Source organism: Acidovorax sp. FJL06 (genome assembly GCF_003852545.1).
Lineage (GTDB): Bacteria > Pseudomonadota > Gammaproteobacteria > Burkholderiales > Burkholderiaceae_C > Acidovorax.
Genome location: NZ_QAJR01000007.1, coordinates 22,372 through 39,541 on the forward strand (window position 1 = coordinate 22,372; position 17,170 = coordinate 39,541).

The 17,170-nt window shown below is 65.4% G+C and carries 18 protein-coding genes; 11 read left to right on the forward strand and 7 right to left on the reverse strand.

Annotated elements, in window-relative coordinates; all coding sequences use genetic code 11:
- Positions 1-13 precede the first annotated feature (13 nt).
- Together DBV10_RS04625 and DBV10_RS04630 are read right to left on the reverse strand one after the other, a co-directional pair.
- The gene (locus DBV10_RS04625; RefSeq protein ID WP_158616799.1) at positions 14-1,840 is read right to left on the reverse strand and encodes a bifunctional diguanylate cyclase/phosphodiesterase; all 1,827 of its coding nucleotides are present in this window, start codon (positions 1,838-1,840) and stop codon (positions 14-16) included.
- Positions 1,834-2,397 (reverse strand): LytS/YhcK type 5TM receptor domain-containing protein, encoded by a 564-nt coding sequence (locus DBV10_RS04630; protein WP_124511105.1) that lies wholly within the window; start codon positions 2,395-2,397, stop codon positions 1,834-1,836. Before DBV10_RS04630 ends, DBV10_RS04625 begins: the two co-directional genes overlap by 7 nt.
- A gap of 397 nt (positions 2,398-2,794) precedes the next feature.
- Here DBV10_RS04630 and DBV10_RS04635 point away from each other — a divergent pair, with 397 nt between their 5' ends.
- Positions 2,795-3,685, forward strand: coding sequence for a DUF535 family protein (locus DBV10_RS04635; RefSeq protein WP_233589806.1), 891 nt, complete (start codon positions 2,795-2,797; stop codon positions 3,683-3,685).
- A gap of 15 nt (positions 3,686-3,700) precedes the next feature.
- Here DBV10_RS04635 and DBV10_RS04640 read toward each other — a convergent pair whose 3' ends face one another.
- Genes DBV10_RS04640 through DBV10_RS04660 form a run of 5 tightly spaced genes read right to left on the reverse strand, consistent with a single transcriptional unit; the run spans position 3,701 to position 7,098 of the window.
- The gene (locus DBV10_RS04640; RefSeq protein ID WP_124511109.1) at positions 3,701-5,437 is read right to left on the reverse strand and encodes a SulP family inorganic anion transporter; all 1,737 of its coding nucleotides are present in this window, start codon (positions 5,435-5,437) and stop codon (positions 3,701-3,703) included.
- Positions 5,438-5,486: 49 nt separating this feature from the next.
- Positions 5,487-5,831, reverse strand: a complete 345-nt coding sequence (locus tag DBV10_RS04645; protein WP_124511111.1) for a TIGR01244 family sulfur transferase — start codon at positions 5,829-5,831, stop codon at positions 5,487-5,489.
- 1 nt (position 5,832) lies between these two features.
- Positions 5,833-6,297 carry a YeeE/YedE family protein gene (locus DBV10_RS04650; protein WP_124511113.1) on the reverse strand — a complete coding sequence of 155 codons (465 nt, stop codon included), beginning with the start codon at positions 6,295-6,297 and terminating at the stop codon, positions 5,833-5,835.
- 28 nt (positions 6,298-6,325) lie between these two features.
- On the reverse strand, positions 6,326-6,757 hold the full coding sequence (locus DBV10_RS04655) for a YeeE/YedE family protein (protein WP_124511115.1): 432 nt from the start codon (positions 6,755-6,757) through the stop codon (positions 6,326-6,328).
- On the reverse strand, positions 6,751-7,098 hold the full coding sequence (locus DBV10_RS04660; RefSeq protein WP_124511117.1) for a helix-turn-helix transcriptional regulator: 348 nt from the start codon (positions 7,096-7,098) through the stop codon (positions 6,751-6,753). The genes DBV10_RS04655 and DBV10_RS04660 overlap by 7 nt, the downstream gene beginning before the upstream one ends.
- Before the next feature lie 101 nt (positions 7,099-7,199).
- On the opposite strand from DBV10_RS04660, the gene DBV10_RS04665 reads away from it, so the two are divergent.
- From DBV10_RS04665 to DBV10_RS04710, 10 genes are all read left to right on the forward strand, one after another.
- Entirely contained in the window at positions 7,200-8,060 is an 861-nt protein-coding gene (locus tag DBV10_RS04665; protein WP_124511119.1) for an MBL fold metallo-hydrolase, read from the forward strand.
- Positions 8,061-8,101: 41 nt separating this feature from the next.
- Positions 8,102-8,548 carry an OsmC family protein gene (locus tag DBV10_RS04670; RefSeq protein WP_124511121.1) on the forward strand — a complete coding sequence of 149 codons (447 nt, stop codon included), beginning with the start codon at positions 8,102-8,104 and terminating at the stop codon, positions 8,546-8,548.
- An 82-nt stretch (positions 8,549-8,630) separates the two neighbouring features.
- Complete coding sequence (locus DBV10_RS04675) at positions 8,631-8,822, forward strand: DUF2892 domain-containing protein (protein ID WP_124511123.1); 192 nt, start codon at positions 8,631-8,633, stop codon at positions 8,820-8,822.
- Positions 8,823-8,881: 59 nt separating this feature from the next.
- Complete coding sequence (locus DBV10_RS04680) at positions 8,882-9,235, forward strand: carboxymuconolactone decarboxylase family protein (RefSeq protein WP_124511125.1); 354 nt, start codon at positions 8,882-8,884, stop codon at positions 9,233-9,235.
- Positions 9,236-9,446: 211 nt separating this feature from the next.
- The gene (locus DBV10_RS04685) at positions 9,447-9,977 is read left to right on the forward strand and encodes a molybdopterin-dependent oxidoreductase (protein ID WP_233589802.1); all 531 of its coding nucleotides are present in this window, start codon (positions 9,447-9,449) and stop codon (positions 9,975-9,977) included.
- 36 nt (positions 9,978-10,013) lie between these two features.
- Positions 10,014-13,073, forward strand: a complete 3,060-nt coding sequence (locus tag DBV10_RS04690) for a response regulator (RefSeq protein ID WP_124511127.1) — start codon at positions 10,014-10,016, stop codon at positions 13,071-13,073.
- Entirely contained in the window at positions 13,066-14,238 is a 1,173-nt protein-coding gene (locus DBV10_RS04695; RefSeq protein WP_124511129.1) for a two-component system response regulator, read from the forward strand. The genes DBV10_RS04690 and DBV10_RS04695 overlap by 8 nt, the downstream gene beginning before the upstream one ends.
- A gap of 32 nt (positions 14,239-14,270) precedes the next feature.
- Positions 14,271-15,188, forward strand: a complete 918-nt coding sequence (locus DBV10_RS04700; RefSeq protein WP_158616800.1) for a response regulator — start codon at positions 14,271-14,273, stop codon at positions 15,186-15,188.
- 243 nt (positions 15,189-15,431) lie between these two features.
- Positions 15,432-16,520 carry an alkene reductase gene (locus tag DBV10_RS04705; protein ID WP_124511133.1) on the forward strand — a complete coding sequence of 363 codons (1,089 nt, stop codon included), beginning with the start codon at positions 15,432-15,434 and terminating at the stop codon, positions 16,518-16,520.
- A gap of 13 nt (positions 16,521-16,533) precedes the next feature.
- Positions 16,534-17,121: a TetR/AcrR family transcriptional regulator gene (locus DBV10_RS04710; RefSeq protein ID WP_124511135.1), complete on the forward strand. Its 588-nt coding sequence runs from the start codon at positions 16,534-16,536 to the stop codon at positions 17,119-17,121.
- The last annotated feature ends 49 nt before the right edge of the window (positions 17,122-17,170 follow it).

Genomic DNA, 17,170 nt, shown 5'->3' on the forward strand with positions numbered 1-17,170 from the left:
GGACGGCCAACTATCAGCGCACAGGCTGCCCGGTGCAGCCCCACTCAGGCGGAGGCTGCCACGCCCGAATCCATCGGATCAGATCCGGCAGCGGCATGGGCCTGGCGATGCCATAGCCCTGAAGGCCATCGCACCCCAGATCGCGCAGGGCCTCGGCATGGGCCGGGGTTTCCACGCCTTCGGCCACGACGTTGCGGTTGAATGCGTGGGCCAGGCTCACGATGCCGCGCACCAGGGCACGGTCGCGCTCGTTGTCGAGCATGTCCCGCACGAACGACTGGTCGATCTTCACGATCTGCGCGGGCAGGCGCTGCAGATAGGTGAGCGACGAATAGCCCGTGCCGAAGTCGTCGATGGAGCATTGCACGCCCAGATCGTCCAGCCCCTGGATGACATAGGCCACGGCCGACAGGTCGTTGAAGGTTTCGGTTTCCAGCAACTCGACCTCTAGAAACGGCTGGGGCAGGGAAGGGTGCAGTTTGAGGAGCCGGCCGACTTCCCGCTGAAAGCGGCTGTCGATGAGCGTGGATACCGCGATGTTGATACTCAGAGGCAAGGGGCTGCCCTGGGCGACGAGGGTGAGCCCGGCCTTGAAAGCGGCGTCCAACACCCAGTAATCCAGTTTGCTGGCAGCAGGGGTGCCCACAATGTCATCCATGAAGGCCCCGGGCGCCAGCAGCCCCCGCTCGGGGTGGTGCCACCGGATTAAGGACTCGGCCCCCAGGATCTGCCCATCGGAAATCCGGACCTTGGGCTGGAAAAACAGCTCCATCTCGCCTTGGAGCAGCGCGTCTTCGACCAGCTTGGCGGTGTGTCTGCGCGCTTGCACCCGTTGGCCCTGCTGGATGTCGAACACCGCGATCCTGTCCTTGCCTTGTTCCTTGGCCGCATACAGCGCCAGGTCTGCATGGCGCAGCAAGCCATCAGCGTCAGCCATGTCGTCGGGGTAGAACGTAACCCCGGCGCTGCAGGTCAGCTGCAGCTGCACGTTGTCCAGAACCGCCGTCCGCGCAAGTGCCTGGCGCAGGCCCTCCAGACGCTGCATGGCGGCATCGGTGTGCGCGCAGTCCTTCAGTGCCACGGCGAATTCATCGCCGCCAATGCGGCCTATGAGGTTGTCCGGCCCCGCCTCAGCCCTGAGACGCTGCGCAAACACCCGAAGGAAATGGTCCGCCAGGGGCTGGCCCCATTGCTCGTTGAGGTCCTTGAACTGGTCGATGTCCAGCAAGCACAGGGCCAGGATGTCGGCGGTTTCGGTGCGTTTCTGGAGGGCCGCATTGAGTTCCTTGGCAAAAAGACGGCGGCTGGACAGGCCTGTGAGGGCGTCGTAGTTGCCGAACTGCTGCAGGGCCTGCTCCAGGCGGCGTTGCTCGGTCACGTCCTTGCCCACCGAGACCCATTTGCGCACGACGCCATCCGGGTCCTTTATGCCTTCTATGGTGACCTCCGAGACAAAAGCTTCGCCGTTCTTGCGGCGACGGACCAGTTCCCCATGCCATCGGCCGCCGCGCTCTATGGCCTGCGCAACGCGGCGCAAGAACGTGGCCTCGCCACCCTCGTCGATGCGCAGCACTGCGGATGACTTGCCAATCAGCTCTTCGCGCGAATAGCCCAGCACGTTGCTGTAGGTCGGATTGACATCCAGCACGGTGCCGTCCGGCTGCACGATGGCGATCGTGTCCTTGCTGTTGACGAACACGCTCGCGGCCTGCCGCGCTTCGGCCAGCATGGTCTTCAAGGTTTCAGCTGTCTGCTCCAAGGCCTCTTCGCGCTGGTTGAGCTTTTGTGTGTTGTCCAGAAGAAACCCCAGCAGGACCGTGCCGATGGGATAGATCACCACCACTGCCATCCACGACCGAGCGGTGACGCCCGAGCGATCTCTGGCGGCAAGGTCTGTATCGCCATCATGCCGCCCGCCGCCAGGCTGAAGCCGAGCCCAACCAGCCAGAACCCATCGCACAAGGCTCCAAAGCGCTGCAGAGAAAAGTAAGGCCTGTGGTATTGCCAAAGCCACCCGATGCCCGTGGTCAGAACAATGCCGATCATGGCCGGGCCGCTGCCAATGCCACCCAGGTTGAGCCGGTAGCCGCCAAGCACCGCCGCGCACAGCACAGCCCCCAGGGGCGACAGATAGGCCCCGGCCAAGCCGGTCATCACCAACCGGGCGTCAACGATCACGCCTTCGGCCAGCCGCAAAGGCACGAGCATGGTCAGGATGCCAGTGACCCCGAATATGAATCCCGTGATCCAAGGCGACCATCGTTGCCTCGCTTTCCTGACGCTCAGGTCGGGATGGCGCAAACCGCTCAGGACAATGCTGTACAGCGCGGCCAGGAAACACAACAGGCCCGCATTCATTCCCATGTCGCGAATCAAAGACGTGGTGTCGATGTTCATGGCGCCTCTTGGTGCTGAGGATGGACCATCATAGGGAAAGGCGGGAGCTATGTGACAGTATCTTGCTCAGGAAGGCGACAAGTGTGTTGCTTGGCGCTGCGCGGTTCTGGTGAGCTTAGGGCACTATTGCACTAGATACGATGTATATTATGTTAAACGACAAATTGACCGCTCAACGCACGCAGCCACATCTGGAGCACCAACCCCCCTCTCGGTTACCCTTGCAGCGATCAAGCAACAAATCAGCAGCATTACTTTACGTTTGTTTACCCAACTTCATACAACTGTATGATGCCGCGCCATGCCGCTTGTTGTTTCAAATTGGGTCGAGGTTGCTACACCGCCAGCGCTGCGCCGCAGTTGGCGGCACCTTGCCTCGCCGGGCCGTTGGCCCGCCATGCAGGATGTGCTGGGCCACGAACGTGCCCGCCGGTTTGGCGAGGGTGCCAAATACACGGCCCGCCTTTGGGTGTCCGGGTCCAGCCGGCACCGCTTCATGGGGCAACTTGCTGTGTTGCCAGAATGGAGCGCGCTGTTTGAGAACGATCCGGCCCACTATTTCATTCCTCTCCGGTCTTACCTGGACAGGCGTTGGGGGGTTGGGCGCCGGTTCGAGGCCTGCGCGCAAGACCTGGCAGCCGCCCAGGCCACCTTTGGGCCAGCGCGCAGTGCCGCCTTGCGCTGTGGCCAGCCGGTCCTGTTGTGCGGCACCAGTGACTTCAGCATTCACCTGGGCAAGAACACCATCTGCTGCCATGAGGGCTTCTGGGCACTGACCCTGTCGGACGCGCAGGGCCAGGCCCTGTTCAATTTGAGCTTTGGTTTTTTGGGGAGCGACCGCGTCCTGATTGCGTCCATCCAGGGCGTTCAAAAAGCCAGCGAAAGTGCGCAGGACACGATACGCACCCTGACCAAGCGCGCGCACGGGCTGCGCCCCCAGGCCATGCTGCTCAACGTCTTTCAGATGCTGTGCCAGCAGTGGTCGGTTCGCCAGGTCTTGGCTATCGATCCTGAACACCAGATCAAGTACCGCAAGCGATCGGGCGGCAAGGGCTTCACCTTTGACTACCGGGCCTTGTGGGAAGACGCTGGCGGCGCCCGGCAGCCGGACGGCTATTGGCTGCTGCCCAACGCTTTGCAAGAGCGCCAGCCCAGCGAGATTCCCAGCCACAAAAGAGCGATGTACGCACGCCGCTATGGCCTGCGCAACCACCTGGCCGAGCAGATGCGCCTGCAATGGACGCCAGGCGGCCTGCCAGATGCCGAGCAGGCAAACCCAGTGCCCTAAGATCTTGAACAGGTTCTAAGTGGCTGGCAGGTTTTTCACTGAAGAATGCCCGCCAGCTTGCTGATGGGCAAACTCGAACGCCTGGTGCGTACTCAAGAACACCCGTCCCTGCAGCCGCTGGCCCAAGGCCGTGTTTTGCAAGCGGTCGAGCACGGGGCCTTTGACTTCGGAGAGCCACAGCGCCATGCCGCGCCGCGCCAGGCTGCTTTCCAGGTCGGTCAGCACGCCCAATGCCGTGGCATCGATCTGGTTGATGGCCGAGCACACCAGGAGCACGTGGCGGGTGCCGGGCTGGGAGGCGATCAGGCCCTCGACCGTGTCCTGCAAAACCTCTGAATTGGCAAAGTACAGGCTTTCGTCCACACGCACGGCGATCAGGCCAGGCTCGGTGGCAACGGCGTGGCGTGCCACGTTGCGGAAATGCTCGGTGCCGGGCACACGCCCCACCACCGCGATGTGTGGGTGGCTGCTGCGCCAGACCAGCGTGCCCAGCGACAGCCCTACCCCCATCAGGATGCCCACCTCCACGCCCCAGGCCATCACGCCGCCAGCGGTGGCCAGCAGCGACAGGGCGTCGGCCCTGTCGTAGCGCCAGGCCTCGCGCAAGGTCTGCACGTCGATCAGCGACACCACGGCCACGACGATGGTGGCAGCCAGCACCGCATGGGGCAGGTAGTGGAACAGCCCCGTGAGCGCCGCAATGACCATCCCCATGAGCACGGCGGACACCACCCCCGCCAGGGGCGTGTTGGCCCCCGCCGAAAAATTGACCACCGACCGCGCAAAGCCACCGGTGACCGGGAAACCGCCCGACAAGGCGCTGGCCACGTTGGCCGCCCCCAGGCCCAGCAGCTCGCGGTTGGGCTGTATGCGCTGCTGGCGCTTGAGCGCCAGCGACTGCGCCACCGACACACTCTCCACAAAACCCACCAGGGAGATGAGCAGTGCAGGCAGCCACAACGGGCCGATGGCCGCAACGGACATGGGTGGAAACGCCAGCACCGGCAACCCTTGCGGCACAGCCCCCACGATGCTGACACCGGCGGTTTCGTCCCAGCGTAGCGCGGCCACCAGTGCCGTGGAGACCACCACCGCCAGCATGGGGGCGAGTTTGGAGGCCAGGTCGGCCAGCCGGGCATCCACCCCGGCACGCACCAGACAAGGCGCCAGGGACTTGCGCGCCAGCAGCAGAAATAGCACACAGCCGGCCCCCATGCCCAGGGTCACGCCGTTGGTGTGGGGCACCGCATGCGCCAGCTGCAGCGCCATGTCCAGCACATTGCTGCCCCCTGCTTTCACGCCCAGCAAGTGCTTGAGCTGGCCCACGGCAATCAGGATGGCCGAGCCCGAGATAAAACCGCTGATGACCGGATGGCTCAGAAAGTGCGCGAGAAACCCCAGCCTCAGCACGCCAAACAGCAGCAGCATGCCGCCCGACAAAAGGGACAGCAGCATGGCCTGCCCCACATAGTCGGCAGAACCCACCGCTGCCAGCGGCTGCAGCGCGCTGGCCGTCATGAGCGAAGCCACCGCCACAGGGCCTACCGCCAGCGTCATGCTCGACCCCAGCAGCGCATAAGCCATTATGGGCAGGATGCTGGCGTACAGGCCCATTTCCGGGGGCAAGCCCGCCAGCAAGGCGTAGGCCAGGCTTTGCGGAATGAGCATCACCGTGACGATCACGCCCGCCACCAGGTCCCCCGAGAGCCAGGACCGCTGGTAGCCGCGCATCCAGCTGGGCACGAATGGCATGGGATGGCCTGTGCGTTTCTTGTTCACAACGGCTCTGGGGTCCAGGCGCTCAGTCCAGCTGCTGGGCCAGGCCAAACAGCTGGGCCGACCGCGCGCCTGATCGGCAAAAGGCCAGCGCGGGCCGGGGCGCCGCCGCCAGCACGTCGTGCAGGGCCTGCACCTGCTCGGCGGTGATGGCGCCACTCACCACGGGCAGGTACACATAGTGCAATCCCGCAGCCCGGGCTGCGTCTTCCAGCACCCGGCTGGTGGGCTGGGCGCCACCGCCCTCCCCGTCCGGCCGGTTGTTGATGAGGGTCTTGAACCCCTGGGCGGACACCCAGGCGAAGTCTTCTGCCAGCAACTGGGGCGCCACCGCAAAGTCGGGCGTCAAGGCAATGATCTGCATGCCCATGTCAATGTGCTCCTGCCTGGTGGTCGGGAGTGCGCCGCATGCGGCCTTCGGCCATTTCAAACAACCACATGCCTGCCAGCATGGCCAGCACAAACACGATGGCCTTGGGCTGCCCGGCTCCGGCCGAAACAATCGCGGGCCCGGGGCAAAAACCCGCCAGACCCCAGCCGGCGCCAAAGACCAGGCTGCCTAGCACCAGGCGGCGGTCGATGCTGCGGGACGTGGGCAGGTGCATGGCCCCCCCCAGAAAACTGGTCGTGCGTTTCTTGGCCAGGGCAAACGCAAACAGGCCCACTGCAATGGCACCGCCCATCACAAAAGCCAGCGACGGGTCCCACAGGCCCGCCAGGTCCAGAAAGCCCAGCACCTTGCCGGGGTCGGTCATGCCCGACACGATGAGGCCCAGGCCAAACACCAGACCCACCACAAATTCAGAGATTCGGCTTTTCACCAAGGATGTGTTCATTTCAATGCTCCTGTGGATTGCAATGGCCTCAGCCCAGCGCGTGCCGAGCAAGAAACACCGTGACAAACCCCGCGCCCATGAAGGCCAGGGTGGCAACGAGGGAACGGGGCGACAAGCGCGAAAGCCCGCACACCCCGTGGCCGCTGGTGCAGCCCGATCCATAGCGCGTGCCCACGCCCACCAACAGGCCCGCAAGCACCACCATGCCCCAGCCGGCATCAATGCGTGGCGCCGTCGGGCCGGCCAGCACCCAGTACGCCCCGGGGGCCACCAGCATGCCCAGCACAAAGGCCAACCGCCAGCCGATGTCGCCCGCCCGGGGCCGCAGCAAGCCGCCCACGATGCCGCTGATGCCCAGGATGCGGCCATTGAGCAGCACGAACAGTGCCGATGCCAGGCCTAGCAGAACGCCACCGGCCAAGGCGGTCCAGGGGGTGAAATGGGTCCAGTCGATCAGCATTCCTGCGCCTCCTTGGCGGTGCCTTGTGCCGGCCCGCAAAACTGTTCAAACAACACGTTCATCACCGCCAGCGCCTGGGGGCTGGCGATCTTGTAATAGATGTTCTTGCCCTCGCGGCGCGTGCTCACCAGGCCCTCTTCGCGCAGCACCCCCAGTTGCTGGGACAGGGTGGGCTGGGAGATGCCCACCAACGCCTCCAACTCCCCCACCCTTTTCTCCCCCTGGGTGAGCTGGCACAGCAGCAGCAGGCGATCGGGGTTGGAGAGCACCTTCATAAGGCGGCAGGCGCTGTCGGCCGAGCGGCGCAGGCTTTCCAGTTCGATGGGGGCTTCGGTGAGCATGGGCGCACTCCTGTTCGATTGCATTTTCGATATTCTATTGACTAACAATCTATAAGTCAATAAACTATTCACGTCGAAATTGAAATCCAAGGAAAGAAGCGATGAAACCCCAGATACAGGCCTTCTTTGACGACGCCACCTGGACGGTGAGCTATGTCGTCTTCGACCAGCCCAGCGGGCACTGCGCCCTGGTGGATTCGGTGCTGGACTACGACCCCAAATCGGGCCGCACCCGCACACATTCCGCCGAACGCCTGATCGAGTTCGTGCAGACCCACGGCCTGACCGTGCAATGGATTCTGGAAACCCATGCGCATGCCGACCACCTGTCGGCCGCGCACTACCTGCGCAACAAGCTGGGGGGGCGCATTGCGATCGGCGCCGCCATCACCCAGGTGCAGGACGTTTTCAAGGCCGTGTTCCATCTGGAGCCCGACTTCCGCCCGGATGGCCGCCAGTTCGACCACCTGCTGCAGGACAACGAGGTGTTCCACATCGGCCAGCTAAAGGCCACTGCGCTTGCCGTGCCCGGCCACACTCCGGCCTGCATGGCCTACCAGGTGGGCGACGCCGTGTTGGTGGGCGACACCCTGTTCATGCCCGACGTGGGCACGGCGCGCTGCGACTTCCCCGGGGGCAACGCACATCAGCTCTACCAGTCGGTGCGCAAACTGCTGAGCCTGCCGCCCGACACACGGCTCTACATGTGCCACGACTACCCCCCGGCCGGGCGCGCCACCGCCTGGCAGACCACGGTGGCCGAGCAGCGCGCCCACAACATCCATGTGCACGATGGTGTGACCGAAGAGGCCTTTGTGGCCCTGCGCACCCGGCGTGATACCACGCTGGAAATGCCCACGCTGATCCTGCCCTCGGTGCAGGTCAACATCCGGGCCGGGGCCATGCCACCGGCCGAAAGCAATGGGGTCGCCTACCTCAAGATCCCGGTCAACGCGCTGTAACGGTTTTTCCTCTACCCATCTGAACCAACCCGGAGGTTTTCATGAGCAATGAACAGGTCACCGTCGAACTCGTCCAGCAGCAGGACTACCGCTTCGACATCCAGTTCGGTGATTCCATCCCCAACCTGATCGGTGACGAACCCGCACCGCTGGGCAGCGGCATGGGGCCATCGCCCGTGCAATTGCTGTGCGCCGCCGTGGGCAACTGCCTGAGCGACTCGCTGCTGTTTGCCCTGCGCAAGTTCAAGCAGGCCCCCGAACCCCTGCGCGCCAGCGTGGTGGCCGAGGTGGGCCGCAACCCCGAAGGCCGCCTGCGTGTGCTGGGCATCGACGCCACCCTGCGCCTGGGCGTGCCTGCGGCCCAGTTGCAGCACCTGGACCGCGTGCTCAGCCAGTTCGAGACCTATTGCACCGTGACCCAGAGCGTGGGCCAGGGCATTCCCATCGTTCTGCATGTGCTGGACGCAGACAACCTGGTTCTGAAATGACCCGACGCCTCTGGCCGGGCAACCCAGGCCCGCCAGCACCGCCTCCCTTCATCCACCCCAAACCCCAAGCAAAGGATTCACAATGAACACCAACGTAGGAACCCTGGACCGTGCACTGCGCATCCTGGCAGGCCTGGTACTGATTGCCCTCGCCGCCACCGGCACCGTCGGATGGTGGGGCTGGCTGGGCGTGGTACCCCTGGCCACCGGCCTGTTCCGCTTCTGCCCCGCCTACACGCTGCTGGGCATCAACACCTGTCCCATGAAGAAGTAACCCCACCCCGCGTGCGGCGCCACTGCGTGCGCGCATGCTCGCACCACAAGGAACATGGAATGAGCACTTTTGACCACACCGGCCTCATCCAGGGCATCAACGAAAGCCTGGCCACCTTCCGCAAGGCCCAGCCCGACACCATGCGCGGCTTTGCACAACTGGCGCAGGCCTCCATGGCCGAAGGCACGCTGAGCGGCAAACACAAGGAGCTGATCGCCCTGGCCATCGGCGTCACCCAGCGCTGCTCGGGCTGCATTGGCTTTCACGTCAAAGCGCTGCAGAAACTGGGCGCCACCCGCACCGAGCTGGAGGAGATGCTCGCCGTGTGCGTGTACATGGGCGGCGGCCCAGCGCTCATGTACACGGCCGAGGCCTTGAAGGCCTGGGACACACTGGCCGCCGGCAACGCCTAGGCCACGGCGGGCCGCGGTAAAAAAGTCCTGGCACAAAGCCCCCTCTTCCATTACTTTGCGCCACGGACTCATGGCGGACCTCATCCGCTGACATGCGCGACCTTGCGCGCGCGTGACACACCGCCACACCGAAGCAGCGGTCGGCTGTTATAAATCGGTTTACATTTTGTGCGTCCATCCATGAGACTGTTGCAAAAAAGGGGGGATCGTCATGCAAGCATGTCTTTCGGAGGCGCGCCGAGGGGCCGCTCGGTTCGTGGGCGCTGTGCTCACCACGCTCGTCCTGGGCACTGCGGCCGCCCAGGCCCTGGACAAGGCCACGGGCCCGGTGATCCTCACCATCGAGGGCGCCATCACCCAGACCAACCAGGGCCAGCAGGCGCAGTTCGACATGAAGATGCTGGAGAAGCTGCCCCAGCACAGCTTTTCTACCCAGACCCCCTGGTACCCCAACGCCGTCTCCTTCACCGGCCCCTTGCTGCGCGATGTGCTCGCCGCCGTGGGCGCCAAGGGCAGCAAGATCACGGCCGTGGCCCTGAACGACTACAAGACCGAGATCCCGCTCGAAGACGCCACCCGCCACGACGTGATCGTGGCCCGGCTGATGAACAACCGGCCCATGCCCGTGCGCGAAAAAGGCCCGCTGTTCATCGTCTACCCCTTCGACACCAAGGCCGAGTTGCGCAGCGAGCTGTACTACAACCGTGCGGCCTGGCAGCTCAACGCCCTGCGCATCCGCTAACCCGCTGCCCGGCCAGGCCCCGCAGACACTCCACGCATGCTGCGCAGCAAACACATACTGCGGCTCATCATTGCAGGCCTGGTGCTGGCCTATGTGGCCATCGCGGCCGTGCAATACCACCAGTACCGCAGCGTCGAAGCCGTCATGCGGCGGGGCGATGTCAACGCACTGTGGTCCTTCCTGCAGCTCAACGTCGAGTACGAAAAGCTCGACCATGCACTGCACCAGTTCGAACTGGACCCGGCCAGCATCCCCATGGACCGGCTGGAGCTGCGCTATGACCTCTTCCTGAGCCGTTTCAGCGCGCTGGAGAGCGGCACCGCCCGCACGCTGATGCAGGAAGAGCCCATCTATGCCAAGGCCCTGGCCGCCCTGCAGCGCTTTGTAGCGGCGGGTGACAACCATTTCGGGGCCAGCGTGGACCCGGTCTCCAGCCAGAAGAACATGCGGCTTTTGCGCACTGAGCTGGATGCACTGCGCGACACCGTGCAGGAGTTGTCGCTCAACGCCTCGCGCGTGTCTGCCCTGCTGGGCGACACACGCAATGCCGAGGTCAAGCACCAGACCTTGCTGACCACCGGCCTCACGGCCTTCCAGGCACTGCTCACCTTTTTGCTGGCGTTTGCCATGGCGCGGCAATTCCTCAAGCGCGAAAAAGCCAAATCCCTGGCCATGGCCGCCCAGGCCGAGCTGGTGGAGGCCTTGAAGCGCAACGAAGAAGCCCTGGAGGCCCGCGTGGCGCAGCGCACGGCCGAGCTGCAGCAGCTCAATGTGGCGCTGCGCGAGCACGAAGAAGAGCTGGAGATCGCCCGGGCCAAGGCCGAAGATGCCTCGCAGATGAAATCGGACTTCCTGGCCAACATGAGCCACGAGATCCGCACCCCCATGAACGCCGTGATCGGCATGAGCCACCTGGCGCTGGGCACCGACCTCTCGCCCCGCCAGCGGGACTATGTCGAAAAGATCCAGCGCTCGGGCCAGCACCTGCTGGGCCTGATCAACGACATCCTCGACTTCAGCAAGATCGAGGCCGGCAAGCTCGAAATGGAGGTGGTGGACTTCGAGCTGCGCGGCGTGCTCGACAACGTGGCCAACCTGATCAGCGGCAAATCGGCCAGCAAAGGCCTGGAGCTGCTGTTCGACGTGGACCCGGCCCTGCCCGACGACCTGCGCGGCGACCCCCTGCGCCTGGGGCAGATCCTGGTCAACTACGCCAACAACGCCGTCAAGTTCACCGACGCAGGCGAGATCATCGTGCGGGTCAGCGAAGCCTCGCGCGATGCCGACGGCATCCTCATGCGCTTTGAGGTGCAGGACACGGGCATCGGCCTCACCGAAGAACAGCAGTCGCGCCTGTTCCGCTCGTTCGAGCAGGCCGACACCTCCACCACGCGCAAGTACGGCGGCACCGGCCTGGGCCTGGCCATCTCCAAGAAGCTCGCCGACCTGATGGGCGGCGATGTGGGGGTGCGCAGCACGCCGGGCCAGGGCAGCACCTTCTGGTTCACGGCCCGGCTGGGCCTGGGCGCGGTGCCCCACCACCCCCTGCTGCCCGAACCCGATCTGCGCGGGCGCCATGTGCTGGTGGTGGACGACAGCGAGCAAGCTCGGCAGATCCTCAGCGGGCTGCTGGGCAGCATGAGCTTTGCGGTCACCACGGCCAGTTCGGGCGAGGAGGCCCTGGCCAAGGCGCGCGCCGCCGACGAAGCCGGGCGCCCCTGCGAGATTGCGTTCCTGGACTGGAAGATGCCCGGCATGGACGGCTTTGCCACCCACCGCGCGCTGGCGCTGCTGCCCCATCCCCCCCATTCGGTCCTCGTGACGGCCGCGGGCCGCGACGACGTGCTGCAGGAGCTGGAGAACGCCGGCATCGGGCTCATGCTGACCAAGCCCGTCAGCCCCTCGCAGCTGTTCGACACCGCCATCCGCGCCCTGGGCGGCCATGCCCGCGCGGTCGATGCGCAGCAGCGCGCCCACCGCCCGCGCCGTGCGCCCGACCTGGCCGCCATCCGGGGGGCCCGGGTGCTGCTGGTGGACGACAACGACCTGAACCAGCAGGTGGGCGCCGAGCTGCTGATGGGCGCCGGCCTGGAGGTGGACGTGGCGGACAACGGCCAGATCGCGCTCGACATGCTGGCGCGCACGCCCTACGACATCGTGCTCATGGACATGCAGATGCCCGTGATGGATGGCCTCACCGCCACGCGCTTGCTGCGCGAGAACCCAGCCTGGGCCCAGCTGCCGGTGCTGGCCATGACCGCCAACGCCATGAGCCGCGACCGGGACCTGTGCCTCGCGGCCGGCATGAACGGCCACCTGGCCAAACCCATCGACCCCGACGAGCTGTTTGCCAGCCTGCTGCAGTGGACCTCGCCACGCGCCGCAGCACCCGCCGCCCCTGGCACCCCGGCGCCGCCCGCCGCGCCCGCCCCGCCGCGCGCCACCGCCCACGACCCGCTGCGCCACATCGACGGGCTGGACATGGCGGCCGGCCTGCGGCGCGTGCTCGACAAGCGCCCGGCCTACGAAAGCCTGCTGCGCAAGTTTGTGGCCGGGCAGGCCAGCGCCGTGCAGGCCACGCGCGCCGCACTGGCAGCCCGGCAGCACGACGATGCGCAGCGCACCATGCACACCCTCAAGGGCACGGCCGGCACCATTGGCGCGGCCCCGTTGGCAGCGCTGGCGGGGGCGGTGGAACAGGCCATTGGACAGAACGCACCCACCGCCACCCTCGACGCACTGCTGCACCCTGTGGACACGGCCTGCCAGGCCCTGGTGGCCGCCCTGCGCACCGCCCTGCCCCCGGACGACGAACCCGCTGGATCTACCGTAGCGGATGCGCCCGAGGCGCCGCCCCTGGATGCCGCCGTCGCCCGGCAACTGCTGGGCCGGCTTGACGCGCTGCTGGCGGACGACGACTCCGACGCCATCGAGCTGTTCAAAGAGTCCACCCCCGCCCTCAAGGCCCTGCTGGGCCCGGCCTATGCCGGCATGAAGCGGGCGCTGGACAGTTACGACTTTGTGGATGCGCTGGCCGCACTGCGCGCCGCCCCCATCCCCGACATGCACAACAAGGAGGACCCGGTTCATGAATAGCCCGATGGAATTGAGCGGCAAATGCACAGTGCTGGTGGTGGACGACACCCCCGACAACCTCTCGCTGATGAGCGACCTGCTGCGCACGGATTACAAGGTCAAGCTCGCACCCAGCGGTGAGCGCGCGCTGCAGATCGTGGGGGGCGAAAGCAAGCCCGACCTGATCCTGCTGGACATCATGATGCCGGACATGGACGGCTACGAGGTGCTGCGCCGCCTGCAGTTCAACCCCGACACCGAGGACATCCCGGTGATCTTCCTCACCGCCATGAGCGCCTCGGAGGACGAAAGCGTGGGCCTGGAGCTGGGGGCGGTGGACTACATCACCAAGCCCGTCAACCCCGCCATCGTGATGGCCCGGGTGCGCAACCACCTGCAGCTCAAACGGGCGCGCGATTTTCTTGCCCACCACAACAACTTCCTGGAGCAGGAAGTGGCCTCGCGCACACAGGCCCTGGCCGAGCTGCAGGACGCTACCATCCGCGCCATGGCCTCGCTGGCCGAAACGCGCGACAACGAAACCGGCAACCACATCCGGCGCACCCAGCACTACGTGGAGGCCCTGGCCCGCCACCTGCAAAACCACCCGCGCTTCAAGGAAGAACTGACCGACACCAACATCGAGACGATCTTCAAGTCCGCCCCGCTGCACGACATCGGCAAGGTGGGCATCCCCGACCGCATCCTGCTCAAGCCCGGCAAGCTCACGCCCGAAGAATTCGAGATCATGAAGACCCACACCACGCTGGGCCGCGACGCCATCGTGGCCGCCGAGAGCGAGACCACGCAGGACAACCCGTTCTTCCGCTACGCCAAGGAGATCACCTACAGCCACCAGGAAAAGTGGGACGGCTCGGGCTACCCCGAAGGCCTGATGGGCAACAACATCCCGCTGTCGGCGCGCCTCATGGCCGTGGCCGATGTGTACGACGCGCTGATCTCCGAGCGCGTGTACAAGGCCGCGTTCACCCACGAAAAGGCCGTCGAAATCATCCGCGAGGGCCGGAGCAGCCATTTCGACCCCGACATGGTGGACGCCTTCCTCGTGCTGTCCGAAGAGTTTCGCCGCATTGCCCGGCGTTTTGCCGACGGCGAGCCTGCCGCGCTGGCGCACAGGGACCGCCTGGCCGCCGACCTGCCCGCGGCAGAACGCGCCGAGATCTGAAAGGCATGCAGCACCCGCCCAGCAGACGCCCCATGCACCCCGCACAAACCACCGTCCTGCTGGCCGAAGGCGCAGGCGCCATGCGCCAGGCCCTGGCCAGCCAGCTCGAAGGGGCAGGCTTCGCCCGCGTGCTGCAGGCCAGGGACGGCCTGCGCGCGCTGCAGATCCTGCGCTCCGAACCCGTGCAGGTGGTGGTGGCCGACCTGGACATGCCGGTGCACAGCGGCCTGGAGGTGCTCGAAGCCCTGCGGGCCGAGCCGCGCCTGGCCGGCCTGCCCTTTCTGCTCATGTCGGGCAGTCTGGACCGGGCTGCGGCCGCCAAGGCCATCCAGCTGGGCATTGACGACCTGCTGATCAAACCCTTCACCACCCGCCGGCTGCTGGAGCGCATGCAGCGCGTGCTCACGCGCGGGGCCGCACCGCCCGCCGCCGAGCCCGCCCCGGAGGGCGACGGCACAGCCGACCGCGCCACCCTGCTGGTGGTGGACGACACCCCCGACAACCTGCAGCTGATGGCCGGCCTGTTCCGCGACCGCTTCAAGGTCAAGGTGGCGCAGAACGGTGAGAAGGCTCTCAGCATCTGCCAGTCCGACGCGCCGCCCGATGTCATCCTGCTGGATGTGATGATGCCCGGCATGGACGGCTTTGAGGTGGCGCGCCGGCTGCGCGAGCACCACACCTCCGAGTACATGCCCATCATCTTCGTGACCGCCATCACCGACGAGATGGCCCGCCACAAAGGGCTGAGCCTGGGCGCCATCGACTACGTCTTCAAACCCATCGACCCCGAGCTGCTCAAGCTGCGCGTGAGCAACCTCATGGTCTATGTGGAGCACCGCAAGCAGTTGCAGAAGGACATGGACCTGCTGCGCGAAAACGCGCAACTGCGCGCCGAGGTGCAGCGGCTGAGCTCCGACCTGCTGCGCTTGCAGACCACGGTGGACGCCTAGGAAACCTCCGCGCGAATCATCGCGCCGCGTGCATCTGCCGCTCGATTTGTGCAGCGGCTCCCTGGCGGTGCTCGGCTTACGGGCCAAGCCTGCCGATCGCCATTCCTCCCGCGTTTTCGGTGCTTCCGGATTTCGGCAACGGCGTCTTTTTTTTGCCGACACAAAACAGCCTACTTGCTTGATTTGGACAATTGCCCTAATAATTAGGCCAATCATCCTAATCGATGTTGAAAGGAGGTTTTCGTGGCTGCTGATTTGTTCTCTCCCGTGGCCCTGGGTGGCGTCACCCTGGCCAACCGCATGGTGATGGCCCCCATGACGCGCAATCGGGCCGCGCCCGATGGCGTTCCATCGTCCCTCATGGCCATCCACTACGGACAACGTGGCGATGCCGGGCTGGTGATTGCCGAATCCGCCCCCGTCTCCGCGCAAGGTGTCGGCTACCCGGGCACGCCAGGCATCTACACCGACGCGCAGGCTGAGGGTTGGCGCCAGGTCACTGCGGCAGTCCATGCCAAGGGTGGCCGCATCTTTGCCCAGTTGCAGCACTGCGGGCGCATCTCACACCCCAGCCTGCAGGCAGATGGCGGGCCTGCGGTGGCTCCATCCGCGATTCGCCCAGAGGGCATGGCTGTTACTTACACAGGTATGCAGCCGTTTACCACGCCACGCGAACTCTCTGCCCATGAAGTCCCCGGCGTGGTGGCCCAGTTCCAGGCCGCATCGCGCGTTGCCCAGGCAGCGGGCTTCGACGGCGTGGAGATCCACGGGGCCAATGGCTACCTCATCGACCAATTCCTGCGCGATGGAACCAACCAGCGCACGGATGCCTATGGTGGAACACCGGCGCGGCGAATGGCGTTCCTGTCGGAGGTCCTGGACGCCGTCGGCGAAGTGTGGGCAACGGAGCGCATTGGCGTGCGCCTGAGCCCGGAGAACCGTTTTAATGACATGAGCGACAGCGACCCGGCCGCCCACTTCGGGTTCTACGCGAAGGCGCTTTCCGCCCGCCGCCTGGCCTATCTCCATGTGCTGGAGGGTGACATGACAGCCGCCCCGCACTCGCTGGACTACGGGTTGCTTCGGCGCCAATTTGGCGGAACCTACATCGCCAACAATGGCTATGACAAAGCGCGCGCCATGGCAGCCATCCGTGGCGGCGCGGCCGACCTCATCGCCTTTGGCAAGCCCTTCATCGCAAACCCAGACCTAGTGACACGTTTTCGGCACGACCTGCCGCTCAGCGACCCGGACCCCACCACGTTCTACGGAGGGGATGAGCGTGGGTACACCGATTACCCTGCGGCCGCTACGCCCACCGCGATGGACTGAAAGCCCCGCCATGATGAAAACCATTGCACCCAAGCCCAGCACCCGCCAGGAGATCGTTGAAAAAGCCGACCTCTTGTTCTATCAGCGTGGCTTCGAGAGCACCTCGTTTGCCAACATCGCTGACGAGGTCAAAATTTCGCGGGGCAATTTCTACTACCACTTCAAAACCAAGGACGACATTCTTGCGGCGGTGATAGCGCACCGTGCCGCCCAAACCCAGGCCATGCTCGATGCCTGGGCCCAGAAGGGGCACACGCCTGCCGACCGCTTGAAGTGTTTTGCGCAGATGCTGATCGACAACCGCCAGGACATCCAGCGCTTTGGCTGCCCGGTGGGCACGCTGTGCGCCGAGCTGGCCAAGCGGGAGCATCCCGCACAGGGCGACGCCGGAATGATCTTCGGCCAGTTTCGCCGATGGCTGGCGGAACAGTTTGCCGCGCTGGGCCGCGCCGACGACGCCGACACACTCGCGATGCACCTGCTGGCCCGCAGCCAGGGCATCGCATCCCTGGCGAATGCGTTTCATGACGAAGCGTTCATCCGCCACGAGGTCGATCAGATCGAGGCCTGGGTGCAGTCTGTGACTCCTCAGGGCTCTTGAGCAGCGCAGTTCCCCCCCCTACAACCCCATGCCACAGGAGGAGCTCCCC

Coding starts and splice junctions, on each gene's coding strand:
- DBV10_RS04630 (WP_124511105.1), bottom strand. CDS start 2,397: ATGAACATCGACACCACGTCTTTGATTCGCGACATGGGAATGAATGCG.
- DBV10_RS04635 (WP_233589806.1), top strand. CDS start 2,795: ATGCAGGATGTGCTGGGCCACGAACGTGCCCGCCGGTTTGGCGAGGGT.
- DBV10_RS04640 (WP_124511109.1), bottom strand. CDS start 5,437: ATGCCATTCGTGCCCAGCTGGATGCGCGGCTACCAGCGGTCCTGGCTC.
- DBV10_RS04645 (WP_124511111.1), bottom strand. CDS start 5,831: ATGGGCATGCAGATCATTGCCTTGACGCCCGACTTTGCGGTGGCGCCC.
- DBV10_RS04650 (WP_124511113.1), bottom strand. CDS start 6,297: ATGAACACATCCTTGGTGAAAAGCCGAATCTCTGAATTTGTGGTGGGT.
- DBV10_RS04655 (WP_124511115.1), bottom strand. CDS start 6,757: ATGCTGATCGACTGGACCCATTTCACCCCCTGGACCGCCTTGGCCGGT.
- DBV10_RS04660 (WP_124511117.1), bottom strand. CDS start 7,098: ATGCTCACCGAAGCCCCCATCGAACTGGAAAGCCTGCGCCGCTCGGCC.
- DBV10_RS04665 (WP_124511119.1), top strand. CDS start 7,200: ATGAAACCCCAGATACAGGCCTTCTTTGACGACGCCACCTGGACGGTG.
- DBV10_RS04670 (WP_124511121.1), top strand. CDS start 8,102: ATGAGCAATGAACAGGTCACCGTCGAACTCGTCCAGCAGCAGGACTAC.
- DBV10_RS04675 (WP_124511123.1), top strand. CDS start 8,631: ATGAACACCAACGTAGGAACCCTGGACCGTGCACTGCGCATCCTGGCA.
- DBV10_RS04680 (WP_124511125.1), top strand. CDS start 8,882: ATGAGCACTTTTGACCACACCGGCCTCATCCAGGGCATCAACGAAAGC.
- DBV10_RS04685 (WP_233589802.1), top strand. CDS start 9,447: ATGCAAGCATGTCTTTCGGAGGCGCGCCGAGGGGCCGCTCGGTTCGTG.
- DBV10_RS04690 (WP_124511127.1), top strand. CDS start 10,014: ATGCTGCGCAGCAAACACATACTGCGGCTCATCATTGCAGGCCTGGTG.
- DBV10_RS04695 (WP_124511129.1), top strand. CDS start 13,066: ATGAATAGCCCGATGGAATTGAGCGGCAAATGCACAGTGCTGGTGGTG.
- DBV10_RS04700 (WP_158616800.1), top strand. CDS start 14,271: ATGCACCCCGCACAAACCACCGTCCTGCTGGCCGAAGGCGCAGGCGCC.
- DBV10_RS04710 (WP_124511135.1), top strand. CDS start 16,534: ATGAAAACCATTGCACCCAAGCCCAGCACCCGCCAGGAGATCGTTGAA.